We start from the raw sequence: 21,162 nt of genomic DNA on the forward strand, positions 1-21,162 counted from the left end.
AAATTATATAAAATATTACAAGTTTAAAATAGAGATTAAAATCGAAAATCACCTGAGATAAAAACAGTATGTATTTATGTTTTTAGGTGTATGGCTTTTGAAAATAAATTAGGCAGTTAAGACGTAATTCTGGAGCTCTTATACCTATCAATAATAAGTAATAGGATTTAAAGTGGCTGCAATATGCTATAATAATCTTAATTGGCATAAAAAAAGTGCAATACAAATTGATGAATTTTAGAATGTCTCTCATCAAAGTAATGTTAAATACGATTTCATTTTCATACATATTTTATAACTTTAATAACTGAAGCGGTTTAATAAGCTATTAAAGAATCGCTATTTAAAAAGGATAAAATGCATGAGAAATTATATAGTTATTGGAGGGTCTTCTGGAATTGGTGAACAAATTGTAAATGTACTCGAGGCGGAAGGTTCCAACGTTAATGCAACTTACCATACTCAGGCTGCTCAAGATCGGGAGCACGTAAAGTACATAAGTTTTGATGCCATAACAGATACTCTAGACTTAGATGATTTGCCAAGTGAAATTCATGGTTTAGCATATTGTCCCGGAAGTATTAATTTAAAACCGTTTCATCGTTTTAAAGAAGAAGATTTTGTAAACGATTTTAAACTTCAGGTTACAGGAGCAATTAAAGTGATACAAGATCTTTTGCCTAGATTAAAAGCAAGCGGAGATGCCTCTTTGGTATTGTTTTCTACAGTAGCTGTACAACAAGGTTTTAGTTTTCATTCGCAAGTCTCTATATCTAAAGGCGCTATCGAGGGATTAACCAGAGCTTTAGCTGCAGAATTAGCACCAACCATTAGGGTTAATGCGATTGCACCTTCTCTTACAGATACTAAATTGGCCGGTCGTTTATTAAGCACTCCAGAAAAAAAAGAGAATCAATCTAAAATGAATCCATTAAAAAAAGTAGGAGACCCTTTAGATATTGCTAAAACAGCTCAGTTTTTATTATCGCCAAATTCATCTTGGATTACAGGACAAATTCTTCATGTAGATGGAGGTGTTTCGGCCATAAAATAGTTGAATTTACCTCCAATTAATTTTAATAAATCGTTCGTTTTTAGTGAACGATTTTGGGGTGTGTTCTAGTATTTCTATACGTAAAGCATCTAGTAATACATCTTTAGAAAATGTGTGATGGGTTACTAAACTCACTTCTCTAATGGGTTTAGGTGCTGCAAAATGAATAACTTGTCCACCGTCATTTGTGTCTATGGCCATTTCTGGTACTAACGTAAATCCGCCGTAATGATCTACCATTTTTTTCAATGCTTCAATAGAGCCACTCTGGAATTGTATAGATTTATTGTTTTTATGTTGTCCGCATATATTCAGCACCTGATTTCTAAAACAATGTCCTTTTTCTAAAAGCCATATATTTTCCAATTGTTCTATTTCATGCACAGAAATACTGGACTTTTCTCCTTCAAAAAAATCTTTGTGTCCGTAAAATATAAAAGGCTCGTTGTATAGTTTTGTCTCTCTTATAAAAGGTTCGTTCAACGGCGTTACCAAAATACCAATATCTATTTCTTTTTTCTGAAGCGCGAGTATAATCTGGTCGCTTTCTAGTTCTTCAATTTTTAAAATGGTATGGGGATATTTTTTAGAGAATTCGCCAGAAATTAAAGGGATTAAATACGAAGAAATAGTTGGAATTACAGCCATACGGAATTCGCCTTCTAAATTGTCTAATTCAATATTTACCATATTTTTTAGTTCGCTTACTTCGCGTAAGATTTCTTTAGATTTTAAAATAAAGATTTCTCCTAAATCTGTCGGTTTTATGGGGAATTTACTCTTATCGAAAATTAAAAATCCGATTTCTTCCTCTAGTTTCTTCACCTGAATGGTTATTGTGGGTTGCGTTACAAAGCATTTTTCTGCAGCTGTAACAAAGTGTCTATAAGTGTCTAAGGCGATTACATACTGTAGTTGCTGTAAGGTCATTCTAGTGTCTGTATTAATTTTTACAATGCAAGTATATAAAGTATTAATTTGATTTATAAGTGCTTGTGATTGAATTTTACACCATCCTTATAAATAAAATTGATATAAAAATGATGAAAAAATTAGCAACGCTTTTTATGCTGTCTTTCGTTTGGATTGGGTTCTCTCAAACTAACGAAACAATAACAACAAATGGAGGAGTACCTGTTGGAGACAATCAAAACTCGAAAACTGTTGGCGAATATGGTCCAGTATTATTAGAAGATATTTATTTAGTTGAAAAATTAGCTGCTTTTGATAGAGAGCGTATACCAGAACGTGTGGTACACCCAAGAGGTGCTGGGGCTTCTGGATATTTTGAAGCGACTAAAGATATGTCTCCTTACACAAAAGCAGTATTGTTTTCTGATGCGGGAAAGAAAACAGATTTAGCAGTACGATTTTCTACTGTAATCCATGGTAAAGGATCGCCAGAAACAGCGAGAGATCCTAGAGGTTTTGCAGTAAAGTTTTATACAGAACAAGGGAATTATGATATAGTAGGTAACAATTTGCCAATTTTTTTTATTAGAGATGCTATTAAATTCCCTGATATGGTGCATTCTTTAAAACCTTCTCCTGTAACGAATAAACAAGATCCGAATCGTTTTTTCGATTTCTTCTCACATGTTCCAGAATCTACGCATATGATTACAAGATTGTACACCGATTTGGGGATTCCTAAAGGGTATCAATACATGAATGGTAGCAGTGTGCATGGTTATAAATGGATTAATGCAGCAGGAGAAGTAACTTATGTAAAATATTCGTGGGTGACTAAGCAAGGAGAACAAAATTTAACGGTTGAAGAAGCGTCAATTCAGCAAGGTAAAGACTGGCAACATGCAACCATGAGTTTGCGCAAAGATATAGCCGATAAAAACTTTCCGCAATGGGATTTGTATGTACAAATGATTAAACCAGAAGACATACATAGCTTCGATTTTTGGCCTTTAGATGCTACCAAAGATTGGCCAGCAGATCAGATTGAAAAGATTAAGATTGGGACAATGACCTTAAATCAGAATCCTGTGAATTATTTCGAGCAAGTAGAAAGTATTGCCTTTTCTCCAGGTGCTTTAATTCCGGGTGTAGAACCGTCTGAAGATAAATTGTTACAAGGTCGTTTATTCTCGTATTTCGATACGCAAAGACACCGTTTAGGTCCGAATTTTTTACAGTCAGAAATTAATAAGCCATTACAAGATCCTAAAAATTACAATTCAGATAGTTGGAGTAGTGCTGGAAATAAAAGATTTGATAATCCAGATGTAAACTATCAGCCAAGTAGTAAAGCGGCTTTAAAAGAAGATGCACAATACAAGCAGGTAGAAACTACACTTACTAATGTAACTATCACGCAAAAGAAGATTTCTAAAACAAATGATTTTGCTCAAGTAGGAGATTTTTATAGATCACTTACTAAAGTAGAACAAGATCATTTAATTAAAAACTTAGTTGGTGATTTGGGTCAGGTTACAGATAAAAATATTCAAAAAACCATGATTGGCTATTTCTATCAATCAGACAGAGATTACGGTATGCGTGTAGCAAAAGCCTTAGGTTTCTCTCAGAAAGATTTTATGAATTAATGCTTAAAAATATAAAAAAAGAGGATGTGTAACATGTCCTCTTTTTTAAACCTAATACACTATGAAATATATATTTATACTACTTATCCTTCTTGTTGGAACAACCAGTTACAGTCAGTCGGTTTTTGATGCGTCTAGAAGTGGCGATTTAGAAAATCTTAAGGCACTCTATGCTGCAAATCCTACAGTTGTCAATTCAGCCGATAGTAAAGGATTTACGCCTTTAATTTTAGCTGCATATAATAATCAAACAGCTATTGTAAGCTATTTATTAGAAAATGGTAGCGATGTAAATGCAAAAGATCTCTCAGGCAATACAGCTTTAATGGGTGTGTGTTTTAAAGGGAATCTAGCTATCGCCAAAATGCTTATCGATAATGGTGCTAATGTAAATCAGCAAAATTTTAATGAGGCTACAGCTTTAATTTATGCTAGTACGTTTGGCCATACAGCTATTGCTGAATATTTACTTAAAAATAAGGCAAATACAAGAATTACAGATAATAGAGGGAATACTGCATTAAAACATGCTGAAATGCAAGGAAATTCTGAAATCATTGCCCTTCTTAAATCATAATTGTTAATTATTTCAATGTTTTGAGTCATAAAACACTATATTTTAAATAAAAGATAAATTTATCCTTTGAAAAAAGCCCTTATGTAAGTAAAAAAGTAGGAAAATAGGCAGTATTTTTGCAAACTAAATCTGACAAATTAATTTAAAGCAAAAATAAATAATGAGAAAGCCCTTGTTGTTATCATCGCCTACTTTTCAATTTTTAATATGTGTTTTTGGTATAGTATTTAGCTCTCAAATGTTTGGTCAGAAGGAGATTAACGTTAAATATGTGTCTGGAGATTCATTTAAAATTGATGGTGTTTTAGATGAGCCTATGTGGCAAAATGCAATTCCTACAAGTAATTTTACCGAGTATTTTCCTACAGATAATAAGGAAACAGCCTATCAGACAGAAATAAGTATGCTTTATAACGAAGCGTATTTATATGTAGCGATTAAAGGATATGCTCCTGGAGAACAATATAAAACACCGTCTTATGAGCGTGATTATAGCATAAGTGGTGCAGATATTGTTAATTTAATGTTTGATACCTACAGCGACCGTACCAATGCCTTTTTATTTGGTATAAACCCATTTGGGGTATTGCGGGAAGGTATTATTTATGGTGGTGGTGTAGATGGGGATTTAGATTTAAATTGGCACACAAAATGGATTGGAGAATCTAAAATTTATGAGGGTTATTTTATTTCTGAAGTAAAAATCCCGATGTCGGCTTTTAAATTTAAAGAAGGTGTAGATAGATGGAAGTTCAATACAATGAGATCAGACACCCAATCTAACACCAAAAGTTCTTGGTCAAAAGTTCCGCAGAATCTGAATCAATTTAATCAAGGTTTTTTCGGCGATTTAATTTTTGAAAGACCACTAAAGCAAACCAAAAGTCCGATTTCTGTTATTCCTTATGTAACGCCTTCATTTAATAAAGATTATGTGAATAATGAAGAGTCTTTCGAGTTTAAAGCTGGTTTTGATGCTAAAATACCTGTTAAAAATAGTTTTATGTTAGACTTGACTGTGAATCCTGATTTCTCTAGTGAAGATGTTGCTGCAAGTCAGAATAATGTTACTCAATTTGAAATTAAACAAGATGAAACACGTCAGTTTTTTATAGATAATGGTGATTTATTTAATGGATTTGGAGACACAAATAATGCTCTTCCTTTTTATTCTAGACGTATTGGTGTAGATACCGATAATGACGGAAATACTGTTATTGTAGATGTTAATGCTGGAGCAAAATTTACTGGAAAAATAAATAATAAACTAAGAATTGGAGCTTTAGATGTGCAAACCGGAGGAGGTAAAGGCGACTATATTCCTGCAAATAATAATTTAATTGTTGCAGCAGAACATAAAATACTTAAAAAATCTAATGTGAGTGCATTTTTTGTAAACAGACAAGCAACTAATTACGACGATGTTTATGAAGGTGTGCCGGATTCTATAAGTAGAAAAACAAGATATAATCGTGTTGTTGGTTCAGATTTTAATTTCTTTTCTGAAGATAATACTATAGACGCTCTTGTATATGTGCATAAATCTTTTACTCCAGGGATATCTACTAATGCAATTTCTGCAGGAACAGATTTAAATGTTGAAAAAAGAAAATATTCTCTTGGTTTAACAACCCAGTATGTAGATGAAGGATTTCAGTCAGACCTTGGTTACACTAAACGTGTAGACATATTAAGAGCAAATCCTAATGCAAAATTTAGACTATATCCTGAAAATGGTACTATAAATACAATTGAATTTAGTGCGAGCAACAATTCATATTGGAGAGCTTCAGATGATTTATCTCCAAGGGAAATATATAATGCAGCATATGTAAAGTTTAATTTTACTAGTGGGGCCATGCTCTCTCTTACGGGAAACAATAGTTTTATTCGTTTAAGTAAGGCTTTTGATCCGGTAGGAACATCTGATGACGCTATTTCTTTGCCAATAGGCGATTATAATTATAATGATTTAGAATTAGGTTTTCAATCCGATAAAAGAAATGCTCTTTGGACAGAAGGTTCTGCGATGTATGGAGCTTTTTACAACGGTCATAAATTTACTGCAGATGTAACGTTTCAATACAGATTTCAGCCGTACTTTACATTAGAATTACAGGCACAATATGACGATATACAATTACCAGAACCCTACTCTACAGATCAATTATGGTATTTAGGGCCAACATTTAATTTTACATTCACTAAAAGTTTATTTTTCAAAACAGATATACAGTACAGTTCTCAAGCAGAAAGCTTTTTGTTGGTCTCTAGGTTGCAGTGGCGATATGCTCCGTTGTCTGATATATTTTTAACTTATAATGATGTGAAAACAACTTCGCCATACGAACCAGTACAAAAAGGAATTTATTTAAAAATTAATTATTGGTTCGATATTAATAGATAAGCCTCCTTACAATAATTACATTATAAATAGAAGACAAATAAAAATTTGTATATAGGTTATAAGGTTAACCATATCAAAATTAAAAACGAACATCACTGTTCGTTTTTTTTTGTTGTTTAAGTTTTAAAATAAATAAGATTTATTTTAAAAAATGTTGTCTATAACATGGCGTTTATTTGCTTTTGTTATTATAGGGTTAATCTTGTTTTTAATTTACAATTCGCTATAGAAACAGCGTAACAATATGTAGAATTCCTACGGTATTTGTAGGCTATAGTTAGGTTTGTTGAAGAAAAACCGTACATAATAGAAGGGAATTAAGATGTGGAATTAACAAAATTTATAAATTAATTTTAATAAAAGATTAACTTTACTTCATTATTTTGTTAATCTCGTTTTTTTTGTTAAAAACTTAAAAATTCGGTCTATAGACCTGTAATGATTTACTTAATTTAATGTGTAGCAGTTGCTGCATTGTAAATTCAACTACAATAGTAAATCGAAAGTTTATGCAAGAATATGGAGAATTAGCTTTGGCTCTAGTCGCAAAAAACAATATTGATATTGATTCGTCTGTTATTAATCAAGTACCGGAATCCAGTGCAAATATTATGCATTCTGAAGAGAAATCGGACGCTGTAATCTGGAAACAATTAAAGGAGGGGAATAAGTTGGCTTTGGGAGAACTATACGATAGATATGTAAACATATTATTTTCTTACGGTATGTATCATTCTAAAGATAGAGGCTATGTTATGGATTGTATTCACGATTTATTTGTAGACCTGTTTAAGTATAGAAATAACTTGTCTAAAACAGATAATGTAAAATATTATTTATTTAAGTCGCTTAAACGAAAAATCAATAAAAAATACAATAAAAAGAATGCTTCTGTGTCTTTAGACGAATTTGATTATGAGATTGATGCCATGACCAAAAAGCATTCAGATTCTTGCGAAAAAGATATCATAACTGAAGAGCATATTTCTGAACGTAATAAAAAGTTAAGAGATGCCATGAAAACGTTAAGTGATAAGCAACGCAAAGTTTTAGCACTTCGATTTGAGGAAGAAAAAACGTATGAAGAAATTTCTGAAATGATAGGCGTTTCTGTACAATCTGCAAGAACCTCAATTTACCGCGCAATTAAAGCTTTAAGAAAGTTGAATTTCTTTTTTCTATTCTAGAAATCAACCGCTTTTCCAATTAAAGTTAAAACTTTATGTCTATATAAAGTAAAAAAGTTACTATTAATAACAGAGGGAGTTTTTTAATATTACTAATACAGCATACAACACATTATGAAAGATAATGGATCTAATAAAGTCAAAATTTTACCTATAACTAATTTAGAGAAGGTGGCTTTAAAAAATAAAATATTTCATTCGGTCGATAAGCTCGATCAGAAAAAGAAACACAAAGGTTTAGCTATGGGGTTAGCGTTTTCGTTAGTGTTTTTGGCAGGGAGTTTTATTTATTTTTATAATGCGCCAACTACATCTATAACAGACATTGTAAATACAACAGAACAAATAGATTTTAGTAAATCTAACGAGGTTGTTTTAATCTTGGGTGATGGGGAAAACTTAAAAATAGGTGAAGACGAAAGTTCTATCAATTATTCAAATTCGGGGAGAACATTAACCATCGGAGACTCGAAAGAAATAGAACAAGAAACGTCTAGAAATAATAAAACATCGTACAATACGCTTATAATTCCTTACGGAAAACGTTCTAAAATTAATCTATCAGACGGAACTGTAGTATGGTTAAATTCAGGATCAAAACTTGTGTATCCTGTGGCATTTAATGGCGATAAAAGGGAGATTTATTTAGAGGGGGAAGCCATTTTTGATGTGGCTCACGATAAAAGTCATCCTTTTATAGTAAAGTCTAAAGACCAGGAAGTTGAGGTTTTAGGAACCGTTTTCGGTGTCACAAGCTACTCTGAAGAAGAAGCGGTTAATACTGTTTTAAAAAGTGGAAGTGTAATGATTAGTTATCACAACAATCCTAAAACGCAGAAATACTCAGATAAGATTAAAATTACACCGGGTACAAAAGCAACGTATAATAAAGCGACTCAAGGTATAGTTTCAGAAAAAGTAAATGTTAACAATTATTTTTCTTGGAGAGATGGAGTGTTGGTGTTTCAAAATAACGACTTAGAACATGTAACAAATAGAATTTCTAGATATTATAATATTGATATTGATATTAAAAATGAAGATTTAGCCAAAGAGAGTTTTTCTGGGTATTTAGATCTAAATGAAAATATAGAGAAGGTAATTCAAAATATAAGCGCAAGTACAAACATGAGTTATACAATTGAAAAAGATAAAATAATAATTAATTAATCCTAAATAGTTTTATGAAGTAAACAATTATTTGAATTAGTCTTAAAGGCCAGAAGATGCGCCAACATCCTCTGGCTTATTTTAAACACATTGCTGTAAAGTACAGCAACAATTAATAATCAAACCAAAAATATGAAAAAAAACTTAAACATAGGAATTCTAATGCTTATGAGAATATTTCTATTATTTATTAGTTTAGGACTCACAGCAGGTTACGCAAATCCGTTGCTGGGACAAACAAAAATCGATATTGATGTAAAAAGTATATCAATAGAAGAATTTTTTAAAGAAATTCAAGGCTCTAGTGATTACATTTTCTTTTATAAAGATGATGTTTTAAAGACCGGTAAAAAGGTCTCTTTAAAATTTACAGATGCTAATATTAATAAGGTGTTAGATAAAGCCTTTTCTAAAACCAACTTAAGCTATACTATAGAAGGAGAGCAAGTTGTAGTTAAAAACATGGGTAAAGAAGCAAACTTAGCGGTTGCAGAAGCTACTTTAAAAGTACAAGAACGAGAAGTTTCTGGTACGGTAACTGGTCCTGACGGACTGCCTTTGCCAGGAGTAAATATTCATATTAAAGGCACATCTGCAGGAACGCAAACCAATTTTGATGGGGAGTATACTTTAGCGGTTACAAACGAATCTGTTCTAGTTTTTTCTTTTATGGGAATGGTTTCACAGACTATTAAAGTTGGAGAAAAGCTTACCATTAATATTGTAATGGAAGAAGACGCTGCATCTTTAGAGGAAGTCGTTTTAGTAGGTTATGGCTCTCAAAAGAAAGAAGCTATCACTGGAGCTGTTGCTGTGGTTGATGGCGCAGAGTTAGAGCAGGCCCCAACATCTTCATTCGAGCAATCTCTACGTGGAAGTGTCGCTGGTATTCAGGCCTCTGCACTAGATGGTGCACCGGGTGCTAATACAGAAGTTAGAGTAAGAGGTATAGGATCTATAAACGCATCAAGCGAGCCTTTATATGTTATAGATGGTATTCCTGTTTCTGCCGGTAGCCAGTCTTTAAATGATAATGATGGTGCAAGTTCTAACGTCATGGCATCTATCAATCCAAATGATATTGAAAGTATAAGTATTCTAAAAGATGCTGCTTCTACAGCAATTTATGGCTCTAGAGGAGCTAACGGAGTTATTTTAATTAATACTAAGCAAGGTAAATCTGGTAAGGCAACCATACAATTAAAAACACTAACAGGTTTTAATTCTCAGGCTTCTAAAAATATTTTGAAACCATTAAATGCTGCACAATACAAAGAATTATATATTGAAGGTTATGTAAATCTAGGACTTACAACTGCTGAAGCACAAGCCCAAATGGATAATTTATATACACAACAAATAGATCCATCTACAGGAGAAGCAACAGATACCGATTGGTTAGATGCGATTACGCGTACAGGTATAACACAAAGTTACGATTTAAGTGTGCGAGGAGGTACAGATAAGGTGAAGTACTTTATGTCTGCCGGTTACATGGATCAAGAAAGTTATATTATAGGTTACGGTTTTAATAGATTTAGTACACGTGCTAATTTAGAGTATAAAGCAAGTGATTTTTTAACCATTTCAAACAACATATCTATTTCAGATATTACATCTAGTACAGCGCCAGATGCAGGATCTTGGAATAATCCGTTTAAATCTACTTTAGAGTTATCACCATTAATTCCTATTTACGATGAAGAAGGTGAATACAATGCAGAGCATGTGGCTTATTTCCCAATTGGGAGTAATCCTGTGGGGAGTTTAAGTGGAGATGATTTATGGGAGACAAAGACTAACAGAATTATTGATAATTTTGCAATATCGCTTAATCTTTTAGATAATTTAGTGTTTAGATCGCAATGGAATTTTGATATTCTTAGTATAAATGAGTCTACATATTATAACCGTCGCTATGGTTCTGGTTACGAAACCAATGGATATGCTTACGAAGGGAATGTGAGTCAAAAAACATGGGTAGGAACACAAACTTTAGACTATAATTTTTCTTTAGGTGAAAGTCATGACTTTAATGTTCTTGCGGGTTATGAAGCTCAGCAAACTATTAATGAATCATTTTCTGCTTCTGGAACAGATTTCCCAAACGACATTGTCAAAACATTAAGTACTGCGGCTTCAGAATTTGCAATTTCAGGAACAAAAAGTGAATATACGTTTAGTTCTATGTTTTTAAGAGCGAACTACGATTTCGACAATAAATACTTCTTATCTGCAAGTGTAAGAAATGATGGTTCTTCTCGATTTGGTGCAGATAATAGATATGGAACTTTTTATTCTGTAGGTGCAAGTTGGAACATTACAAAAGAAAATTTCTTAGACAATGCAACTTTTATCGATTTACTAAAATTAAGAAGTTCATACGGTTTAACGGGTAACGCTGCTATTGGTAACTTCGCTTCTTTAGGATTATATGGTTATGGAAACGATTATGATGGATCTCCAGGAGGAACACCTTCTCAGTTAGAAAATGCAGATTTAACCTGGGAAACACAAGAAAATTTCAACATTGGTTTAGACTTTGGATTATTTAAGAGAGTTAACGGTACGGTTGAATACTTTAAGAGAAAATCTTCAGATCTTATTTTAGATGTACCAATTTCTCCAACAACTGGTTTTACTGAATTGACACAAAATTTTGGGTCTATGAGTAATACTGGTTTAGAATTGACGCTAAACGTAAATATTATCGATAAAAAAGATTTAAGATGGAGTGTTGGTTTTAATGCCACCTTCTTGAAAAATGAAATTACACAACTAGATGATGATTATACAGATGGAGCGTTTAGAAGACAAGTTGGAGAAGATTTTCAATCTTATTATATGTACGGTTGGGCAGGTGTAAATCAGGAAACGGGAGATGTACAATATTATACAGATGCAACAGAAACGACTATAACAAATGATATAGGAGATGCAGAACGTTATTTAATAGGCAAGTCTGCAACACCAGATTTTTACGGTGGTTTTAATACATCTATATCTTATAAAGGGTTTAGTTTAAATGCCAATTTCATGTATTCTTCAGGAAATTATTTACATGATAGTAGAGCTGTAGGTTCTTTAGGAGATGGTCGATTAACACCAAGAAGTACCGCAACGTATTTATACGAGAATAGATGGGTTGAAGGAAAAACAGATGCTTTATTCCCGAAATTTCAATGGGGTGGGCAATCTGGTAGTAACCAAGCCAATGTTACAAGATGGCTTTACGATGGTAGTTACATTCGTTTAAAAGACTTAACGGTAGCCTATAGCTTGCCTTCTAAGGTGACATCTGTGCTACGTCTTAACACTGCAAGAGTGTATGCTAGAGGAACAAATATCTTGACATTTACAAAAGATAAAGATTTGTATATAGATCCTGAACAATCTATAAATGGACGTTATAATGGACTTACTCCAGCAATAAAAACCATATCGTTAGGATTAGATATTCAACTGTAAATTAAAAAAAGACTTATGAAAAATTATAATAAAATAATATTATTGATTATGATAGGACTTTTCTTATCATGTTCAGAATCATTTCTAGAAATCACACCTCAATCTTCAGTTTCTAGTGATGAAGCAATTACAAATTTGGAAGATCTTGAAGTGTCTGTTACGGGTGTTTACGACGAGATTTCAGGTGCATATTACTACGGTAGATACATGATAATGATACCAGATGTAATGGCCGATGATGTAAAACAAAACTTATCTGCCAACAGAATTGTAGATTTTGCAGAACACGTACAAAATGTAGACGATGCTCAAGCAAACGCATTATGGTCAGGTATGTATTTTGCTAATAATGCACTAAATAATATCATCAATTCAGATGTAGAAGTTACAGAATCTACTCAAGACGAAAAAGATCATATCATTGGTGAAGCTTACGCCTTAAGAGGTTTAGTGTATTTCGATTTGGTAAAACTTTTTGCACAACATTATACTTATACAGCAGATGCTAGTCATGCAGGAGTGCCAATTATATTGGATTTTGACCCTACGTTAGAGCCAACAAGAAATACGGTTAAAGAAGTTTACGACCAAGTTATTTCAGATATGACTATGGCTATATCGTTAATGGATGACACTTCTAGAAGTTCTAATTCTAATACACTTTCAGCAACATCTGTAAAAGCATTATTATCAAGAGTGTATTTATACAAAGAAGACTGGGCTAATGCAGAAGCTATGGCAACCGAAGTTATTAATTCAGGATACAGCCTAGTTAGCAATGCGAACTACCTAACAGTGTGGTCTGAAGATAATAGTACAGAATCTATATTTGAAATTGCAATGACCGAAACAGATAACGTTGGTGGGAATAGTATTGCAGGTTTATATCTTGCACCAGCAGTAGGTGGTTATGGCGATTATTTACCCTCTAACGATGTGGTGTCTTTGTATGAAGATGGCGATGCGAGGTTAGATGTATTTATAGACGATTTACTTTTAGCTGGAGATTATGCGCCATATAGAGTAAACAAATATCCAGAAGTTCTGGGTTACGATAATGTAAAAGTGATGCGTTTACCAGAATTGTATTTAATCAGAGCAGAAGCTAGAGCAGAACTTGGTACTGATATCTCTGGAGCTCAATCCGATTTAAATGTGGTACGTCAAAGAGCGCTTCCAACTGCTGAAGATGTGACGGCAACTGGAGAAGATCTTATGAATGAAATCATGCTTGAAAGACGATTAGAATTATGTTTTGAAGGACACAGACTTTGGGACTTAATGAGAAAAAAGGAAGATATAGTAAGAACCCAATGTACATCTAGCATTTGCGAGATTCCATACGGCGACGATACTAATATTTTACCAATACCTCAGGATGAAACAGATGTGAATCCTAATATAGAACAAAATCCAGGATACTAATTTAGTAGCCTACTGATACATACTCTTGTTGCACACATTATTAGACTCATGTTCTTTTCAATGTGTGTACAAGATTTATTTCGCACAAGTAATAGGTCTTAAACAGACAAATTAATTGTCTCTATTAACGTAATTTCAAACAGAAATAAATAAATACTTTGGAACAAAATCGTAGAAACTTAGTAAAACTATTGTCATTGAGTGCCTTTTTTCCAGGTCAAGTGGCAAGTGCGTTAACATCAATATTACAGTCTGTAGATGTTCACCCAAATCAGCTTACAGCAAATAATTTACTTACAGATCTTAAAGACGAGAAAATAGAAGCGCTTTATAAAAAAGCTTTGGTTATAGATGGTTTAATTATACCAAAAGGATGGAATGAAGATTCTTTTAAGGCTTTAAAGCAATCTGGATATTCAGGGTTTAGTACATCGTTACTTTCAGGTAGCTTAAAATCTGCTTTAAAAAATATTGGAGAATGGGACGAGCGTATTAAAAACAACTCCGATGTTCTAATAAAAGCCACGACTGCAGACGATTTTATTCGTGCTAAAAAAGAAAATAAAACAGCGGTATTATACGGATTTCAAAATGCCACGATGATGGAGAAATCTATCGATAATCTAGATACGTTATACAATGCTGGTACGCGATGGATTCAATTAACGTACAATCAAAGAAATTTGTTGGGAGATGGAAGTACAGAACGTACCGATTGCGGATTATCAGATTTTGGTATTGAAGCTGTAGAGCGTATGAATGAGCTTGGTATTATGATTGATTTATCGCACTGTGGATCTCAAACCACTTACGATGGTATTAAATTCAGTAAAACAGGTGCATGTTTTAATCATACCATGTGTGAAGCTTTACACAAAGGGCATCCGCGATCTAAAACAGACGATCAAATAAAGGCCATGGCCGATAAGGGTGGTATAATGGGTATAATTTGTTTGGGCTATATGATTGGTCCTGATTTAGGAACAAAAACAACCTTAGAAACTTATGTAGATCATATAGATCATGCAGTTAAAATTGCAGGGATAGATCATGTTGGTGTTGCAGCAGATTTTGCCATTCAAGGCCTTGAAGCTACAGGTGCAACTCGAGAAAATTGGTATGTACCAAGATTAACACGTTTTAAACCGTCTTATAATGTACAATGGCCACCATGGATTCCAGAATTAGATAAGCCAGACCGTTATTTACAAGTCGCAAAAGTCTTAGATAAAAGAGGATATAGCACCGGCGATATTGAAAAAATATTAGGACTGAATTGGTTGCGATACTTTAAAGAAACTTTAAAATCGTAATACCCATGTTTTAAATCGTACTACCTTTTCACTTAAACTACTCTAAACCTTTATGAAATATATCTGTTCTCTTTTATTTGTGTTATTAATCACTCAAAGTTGTAAGAAATCTTTAAATGAAAATAGTACAGCAGAAACAGTTGTTTACGACGTTGTATTTAGGGAGAGTTTAGCGGGGACTTATAAAAAGACTCAAACAGCAAAGGGGCAGTATTCATATTATTACACCTATACAGACAGAGGTCGTGGGCCGGAATATAACGAAGACATTACGCTCAATGCTAATAATTTTATTACCAATCAAACTGTAAAGGGCATCAATTACTCGAAAGTAGCAATAGATGAATCGTTTTCAAGTGCAGATGGTACGGCTAAAAGTGAGAATTTATTTGGAACGTCTACTGCTAGCTTTAACGGCGATCAATTGTATTTCCGTTTTGATGGTTCTCCAGCTATTTACGAAGTGCTTGCCCAATTGTTATTAAAATCTAAAACAGGCAAAATTGCACTTTACCCAAAAGGCGAAGCCGAACTCATTAAAAACATACCGTTAACCTTAGATAACGGAACCACTCTAGAGCTTTTAGTAATTAAGGGGTTAGATTTAAATGCAACTTACGTCTGGATGCAAGGCGATCAAATGGTTTGTAAAATTTCTGGTAACCTTCATATTGTTAGAAAGGATTTTAGTGACAGCCGACTTGAAATGAAAAAGCGTCAAGATGGTATTGAAGACGACAGTCTGATAGAAGTCGCAAAAGAACTAACGCATGAAGTAGATAAGGTTATCATTCAAAATGTAAATGTTTTTACAAAAAACGGTGAGTTACTTCCTAATCGGGATGTCGTTATAGAAAATAATACTATACAAGCCATTTATAAAACAGCTGAGCAGTCTGTAGATCAAGACGCGCTGTTAATTGATGGTACAGATAAAACCTTAATGCCAGGTATGTTTGATATGCATACGCATAACGATAAATTTAGAGGGTTACTTCATCTCGCAGGAGGTGTAACTTCGGTTAGAGATTTGGCAAATAATAAGCAACTTAAAACATTAGCAGATCAATTTGAAAATAATGAAATTATTGGTCCGCATATTGTAACCTATTGCGGTATTATAGATGGTCCTGGACCATTCGCGAATCAAAGAAATGTTGTAGAAACGTTAGAAGAGGGATTAGCAGAAATTCAAGATTACAAAAATTTAGGCTATCAGCAAATTAAATTATACAGCTCGATTAAGCCAGAATGGGTCACACCATTAACTAATAAAGCACATGACTTAGGTATGCGAGTAAGCGGGCATATTCCTGCTTTTATGGATGCGACTCAAGCAATAAACCAAGGGTATAACGAGATTCAGCATATTAATATGTTATTTCTTAATTTCCTTTCAGATACTATAGATACGCGTACGCCACTTCGGTTTACAATGCCAGCACAACATGGTGCAGATCTAGACTTAAAGTCAAAAAAATATACAGATTTTGTAACACTGCTGCGTGAAAAAAATATACTTATAGATCCTACTGCAGCTATTTTCGAAAATAAGTTTTTAGCTCAAGTTGGTCAGGTAAGTCCAACGTATAGCATGGTAGAAGATAGATTTCCTATTATCTATCAGCGTAGTTTTTATGCTGGAGGTCTACCTCAAGAAGGCGAGAAAATACAGCGTTATAATGCCAGTTTTAATAAAATGCTAGAGGTCATTGCAGACTTATATAATAAAGGAGTGCAAATTGTTCCGGGAACAGATGGCTTACCTGGGTTTTTATATCATCGTGAATTAGAACTGTATGTAAAAGCAGGTATACCGGTAAACGAAGTTCTAAAATTGGCGACTATAACATCTGCAGAAATTACTGGCGTTTCAGATTTATATGGTTCTATTGAGAAGGGTAAAAAAGCCGACCTAATCTTAATAGACGGTAATCCTTTGCAAGACATTAGTGATATACGTAAGGTAGAATGGACTATGACTGGGGGAAATTTGTTTTATGCTCAAGAATTGTATCAAGCTAAAGGGATAAAACACTTTAAATAATCTGTTTTTTCAAAAAAATAAAAATCAGCAATTAAATACTGTCTATAAAAGTATACACTGTTGCTTATTCATAATAGTAGTCTCAAACTAAATTAATTTCTAAGTTATGAAGTACATCTTCTTTGCGCTGTTTTCAAGCTGCATGCTTTCTGTGCATTCTCAAAAGTCAAGTTTTTTTAATAATAGTAGGACAATTCTTGGCATCCATAAGGAGCGCACAGCGTCTATGGGTATTGGAGATATCGATAAAGATGGCGATTTAGATATTGTTATTGCTAATGGAAGACATTGGCCAGGACAGAATCGTGTTTTTATAAATAACGGTCGCGGTATTTTTACAGTTTCTAAAGCTCTAGGTACAGAACAAGAAACCAGTTATTCTACAGAACTAGCCGATTTTGATGGCGATGGCGATTTAGATATCGCAGTTGGAAACGATATGGCGCCTAATTATATTTTTATAAACGACGGAAATGGCGATTTTACAAAAGGTGCTAGTTTTGGCGAAAAATACGGACATACAAGAAATATAGTTGTTGCAGATATAGACAGCGATGGTGATTTAGATATTTTAATTACCAACAGAGGAAGCCAAAATGAAATCTGTTTAAATAATGGAAAAGGCGAGTTTACTGAAGTTATTGGTTTTGGAAACCAAAAAGATTCTACTATAGATGTTGAGGTTGCAGATATGAACGGTGATGGGCATTTAGATTTAATTTTAGCAAACAGAGACGATCAGCCTAACTACGTGTATTTAAACGATGGGCATTTAAATTTCAATACAAAAATAGCATATGGTACGGGTAACGATGTTACGCGATCTGTAGCGGTTACAGATATAGATACAGATGGTTTCAAGGATATTATTACTGCAAATATAGGTGAGCCTAACGTGATTTATTTCGGAAGTAAAAAAGGAGCCTACGACCGTAAAGTGGTGTTCGATCCGAGTGCAGATAAATCGTATGCGTTGTCTATTGGCGACTTAAATGGAGATGGGAATACAGACATTGCCATAGGTAATGTAGGTGGTCCAAATACTGTGTTTATTAATTCTGGAGACGCTAAAACTTGGGAGAAAATAGAATTAAATAAGCAAGATTTTAGTACTTACGATATTCTGATGTACGATCTTAATGGTGATCATAAATTAGATATTATTGAAAGTAATTCAGACGAGTTAAACCTCTTTTATTTCAACAGATTCACACCTAAATTTCCTTGATTTCATGTGTGAAACCTCTCAATTAAAACAATAAAAAAATCCAAAATGATATATAATAAATCAAATTTTAAACTGAATAAAGCAAGTCATTTCTTAAAAATTGGTGTGTTGCTTTTAGTTACAGGATGTTCAACCGCTCCTTCAAAATGGGAGAATATTAATGAAGAAGGAACTTTTCTGGTGTATAGAAGGCAGTCTTTAATTGGGGAAGAATCGTATTCTATTACATCGACTAAAGACTCTATTTTAGTAAAATCTCTTCAGGGAGAAAATGAAAGAGGACGTATTACAGGTGTAGAAGCAGAGTTGCATTTAGATATGAATTTAGAACCTTCGTATTATCTAAACAGACGCTTAACGGACAAGGATACCATTGTTAATTTGGAAGTTAAAAAAACGACTGAAGGTATTTCGGTTTGGGAAAAAAACAGAGATTTTGTAGAGGCAAAAAATCAAGAATTTTTCCCTGTACATAGTAATATTCCTGCTGGTATAGAAATGATGTTATACCATTATTACTTTAAAAAAGGTGGTAAAGGCAGTCTTCCTATTTTACCAAGAGGAGAAATATCTATGAATTTTATTAAAAAAGATACAGCGCAAATTAAAGGCGAGAATGTCATTTTAGATCGCTATGTGGTAGAAGGTATAAACTGGGGAGGTAGAACCATTTGGGTAGATCAGTCTCAAAATTTAGTAGCTCTTGTAAAAGCCAATACCCAGATAAGAGAGTACATTAAAAAAGGTTATGAAGAAGCAAAACCTCTTTTTGTTCAAGGAAATGTTGAAGAACAAATGGCGGCTTTATCTAAATACACCACAGATTTAAAAGGCACTCAAGCGGAAGTGAAAGCTTTAGTAGGTGGAAATTTAGTAGATGGTTTAAGCGATGTGACTCAAGAAGACATGACGTTAATTATTACAGATGGACGCATTTCAAAAATTGGAAAACGATCTGAAGTAGCCATTCCAGAAGGTGCAGAAGTTATAGATGTTGCGGGTAAAACGTTAATTCCAGGCTTATGGGATATGCATGCACATTCTAATCAAGTGCAATGGGCACCAGCATATTTAGCCGGTGGAGTCACTACGATTCGTGATAATGGAAACGAGCTTGAGTTTGCAACATCATTTAGAGATGCTGTTGCTAAAGATGGTGCTCTAGGACCAGATATTTTATTAGCGGGAATGACGGATGGTGCCGGAATTCAAGGTAATGGAGTGGTAAGAGCACGAACAGAACAAGAGGCAAAAGAGGTTGCTAATATGTACTTTTCAAACGGATATAAACAAATAAAAATATACTCGTCTGTAAGTGAAGACTTAACTAAAGTTTTAGCAGAAGAAGGCCATAAACGCGGGATGACAATTACAGGTCATGTACCAAATGCAATTGGTAATGCTCGTGGCGCTATTGAAGCGGGAATGGATATGTTAAGTCACCGTTCTAGAATATTAACGGTTTTATTTCCAGGACAGGATGTAAAAGAATTAGGAAGTAATTATATTTTAAAGAATGACATTAGTCAAGATCAAATAGATGAAGCTACTGCGTTCCTTTTAGATCATAAAACAGTTTTAGATGTTACAATTGCTTTAGATGTTGCTAGAGCAATGCCAAAAGGAGATGTGCTTGAGAGTATAGAGCCTTTTTCAGATAGAATGGCTTACGAGTTGTTTGAAGGTAAACGATTTAGAAGTGGTTTGTCCCCAGCTCGTGCTAAAGATGCTAAAGCAGATTATATTAAAGCGATGGGTATTCTTGGGCAATTTCATAAGGCGGGAGTTCCAATTGTAGCCGGGACAGACAATATTGTACCGGTATTTGGCTTGTATTTAGAGATTGAAACGTATCAGAAATACGGAGATATGTCTCCTTTAGAAGCGCTAAAAACAGCTACAATTATTCCAGCAAAAGCTATGGGATTAGATAAGGAAACAGGAACTTTAGAGGTTGGTAAAGAAGGCGACATTGCCATCTTAGATAAAAACCCTTTAGAAAATATTAGTAACATTAGAACCGTAGAGGCTGTGGTAACTAACGGAAATTATTACAGAAGTAATCCGTTATGGGAAGCTGCAGATTTTATACCTAATAAGTAATTTACAGAATTAAAAAATACAAAGACATTAAACCCAAACAATGATGAGTAAAATATTAAATCTATTTTTTGTAGCCATGATAATGGTGAGTTGTGCAAAACAAGAATCTAAAGAAACACCAGAAGCAGATTATAACCCTGAAGCCAAGTTAGAAGCCTTAAATATTGTATTGCCAAGTCCGCCACAACCTGTAGCAAATTATGTAAACGGTGTTAGAACCGGTAACCTTATCTTTTTAGCAGGAAAAGGGCCTAAACATGTAGATGGTTCAGAAATTACAGGAAAATTAGGTCAGGATATAACTATAGATGAAGGTTATGCGGCTGCGCGATTAACTGCTATTAATCAATTGGCGGTACTAAAAACCATGCTAGGCGATTTAAGTAAAGTGAAGCGTGTTGTAAAAGTGTTAGGTTTGGTAAATTCAGATCCTAATTTTGTAGAACAGCCTAAAGTTATTAACGGGTTTTCAGATTTAATGGTAGATGTTTTTGGTGAAAGAGGGAAACATGCACGTGCTGCAATTGGAGTCGCTTCTTTACCGCGTGCACAGGCTGTAGAGATAGAATTGATAGTTGAGGTTTACGAATAAGATTTCAACATTACATCAAAACAAAAAGAA

14 protein-coding genes are annotated in these 21,162 nt (G+C 33.7%); 13 read left to right on the forward strand and 1 reads right to left on the reverse strand.

What is annotated here, in order from left to right; translation table 11 throughout:
* The first annotated feature begins 361 nt into the window (after positions 1-361).
* Complete coding sequence (locus tag AST99_RS13360; RefSeq protein ID WP_057782452.1) at positions 362-1,054, forward strand: SDR family NAD(P)-dependent oxidoreductase; 693 nt, start codon at positions 362-364, stop codon at positions 1,052-1,054.
* A gap of 6 nt (positions 1,055-1,060) precedes the next feature.
* On the opposite strand, the gene AST99_RS13365 is transcribed toward AST99_RS13360, so the two are convergent.
* Positions 1,061-1,984 carry a hydrogen peroxide-inducible genes activator gene (locus AST99_RS13365; protein ID WP_057782454.1) on the reverse strand — a complete coding sequence of 308 codons (924 nt, stop codon included), beginning with the start codon at positions 1,982-1,984 and terminating at the stop codon, positions 1,061-1,063.
* 110 nt (positions 1,985-2,094) lie between these two features.
* Between AST99_RS13365 and AST99_RS13370 the strand changes: the two genes are divergently transcribed.
* From AST99_RS13370 to AST99_RS13425, 12 genes are all read left to right on the forward strand, one after another.
* On the forward strand, positions 2,095-3,615 hold the full coding sequence (locus tag AST99_RS13370; protein ID WP_083495690.1) for a catalase: 1,521 nt from the start codon (positions 2,095-2,097) through the stop codon (positions 3,613-3,615).
* Positions 3,616-3,676: 61 nt separating this feature from the next.
* The gene (locus AST99_RS13375; protein ID WP_057782455.1) at positions 3,677-4,192 is read left to right on the forward strand and encodes an ankyrin repeat domain-containing protein; all 516 of its coding nucleotides are present in this window, start codon (positions 3,677-3,679) and stop codon (positions 4,190-4,192) included.
* Between the two features lie 160 nt (positions 4,193-4,352).
* Entirely contained in the window at positions 4,353-6,599 is a 2,247-nt protein-coding gene (locus AST99_RS13380; protein WP_157486392.1) for a carbohydrate binding family 9 domain-containing protein, read from the forward strand.
* A 509-nt stretch (positions 6,600-7,108) separates the two neighbouring features.
* Entirely contained in the window at positions 7,109-7,786 is a 678-nt protein-coding gene (locus tag AST99_RS13385) for an RNA polymerase sigma factor (protein WP_057782458.1), read from the forward strand.
* Between the two features lie 114 nt (positions 7,787-7,900).
* The gene (locus AST99_RS13390) at positions 7,901-8,956 is read left to right on the forward strand and encodes a FecR family protein (protein ID WP_057782460.1); all 1,056 of its coding nucleotides are present in this window, start codon (positions 7,901-7,903) and stop codon (positions 8,954-8,956) included.
* 132 nt (positions 8,957-9,088) lie between these two features.
* Positions 9,089-12,424 carry a TonB-dependent receptor gene (locus AST99_RS13395; RefSeq protein WP_057782462.1) on the forward strand — a complete coding sequence of 1,112 codons (3,336 nt, stop codon included), beginning with the start codon at positions 9,089-9,091 and terminating at the stop codon, positions 12,422-12,424.
* A 48-nt stretch (positions 12,425-12,472) separates the two neighbouring features.
* Positions 12,473-13,849, forward strand: a complete 1,377-nt coding sequence (locus AST99_RS13400) for a RagB/SusD family nutrient uptake outer membrane protein (RefSeq protein ID WP_057782464.1) — start codon at positions 12,473-12,475, stop codon at positions 13,847-13,849.
* A gap of 197 nt (positions 13,850-14,046) precedes the next feature.
* Entirely contained in the window at positions 14,047-15,162 is a 1,116-nt protein-coding gene (locus AST99_RS13405; RefSeq protein ID WP_057782466.1) for a dipeptidase, read from the forward strand.
* Positions 15,163-15,214: 52 nt separating this feature from the next.
* Complete coding sequence (locus AST99_RS13410) at positions 15,215-17,209, forward strand: amidohydrolase family protein (RefSeq protein ID WP_057782468.1); 1,995 nt, start codon at positions 15,215-15,217, stop codon at positions 17,207-17,209.
* A 106-nt stretch (positions 17,210-17,315) separates the two neighbouring features.
* Positions 17,316-18,437: an FG-GAP repeat domain-containing protein gene (locus AST99_RS13415; protein ID WP_057782470.1), complete on the forward strand. Its 1,122-nt coding sequence runs from the start codon at positions 17,316-17,318 to the stop codon at positions 18,435-18,437.
* Positions 18,438-18,482: 45 nt separating this feature from the next.
* Entirely contained in the window at positions 18,483-20,540 is a 2,058-nt protein-coding gene (locus AST99_RS13420; protein ID WP_057782472.1) for an amidohydrolase family protein, read from the forward strand.
* 43 nt (positions 20,541-20,583) lie between these two features.
* A complete protein-coding gene (locus tag AST99_RS13425) occupies positions 20,584-21,132 on the forward strand; it encodes a RidA family protein (protein WP_057782647.1) in 549 nt (182 codons plus the stop codon).
* Positions 21,133-21,162: the final 30 nt, after the last annotated feature.

It is taken from the genome of Formosa algae (assembly GCF_001439665.1).
GTDB lineage: Bacteria > Bacteroidota > Bacteroidia > Flavobacteriales > Flavobacteriaceae > Formosa > Formosa algae.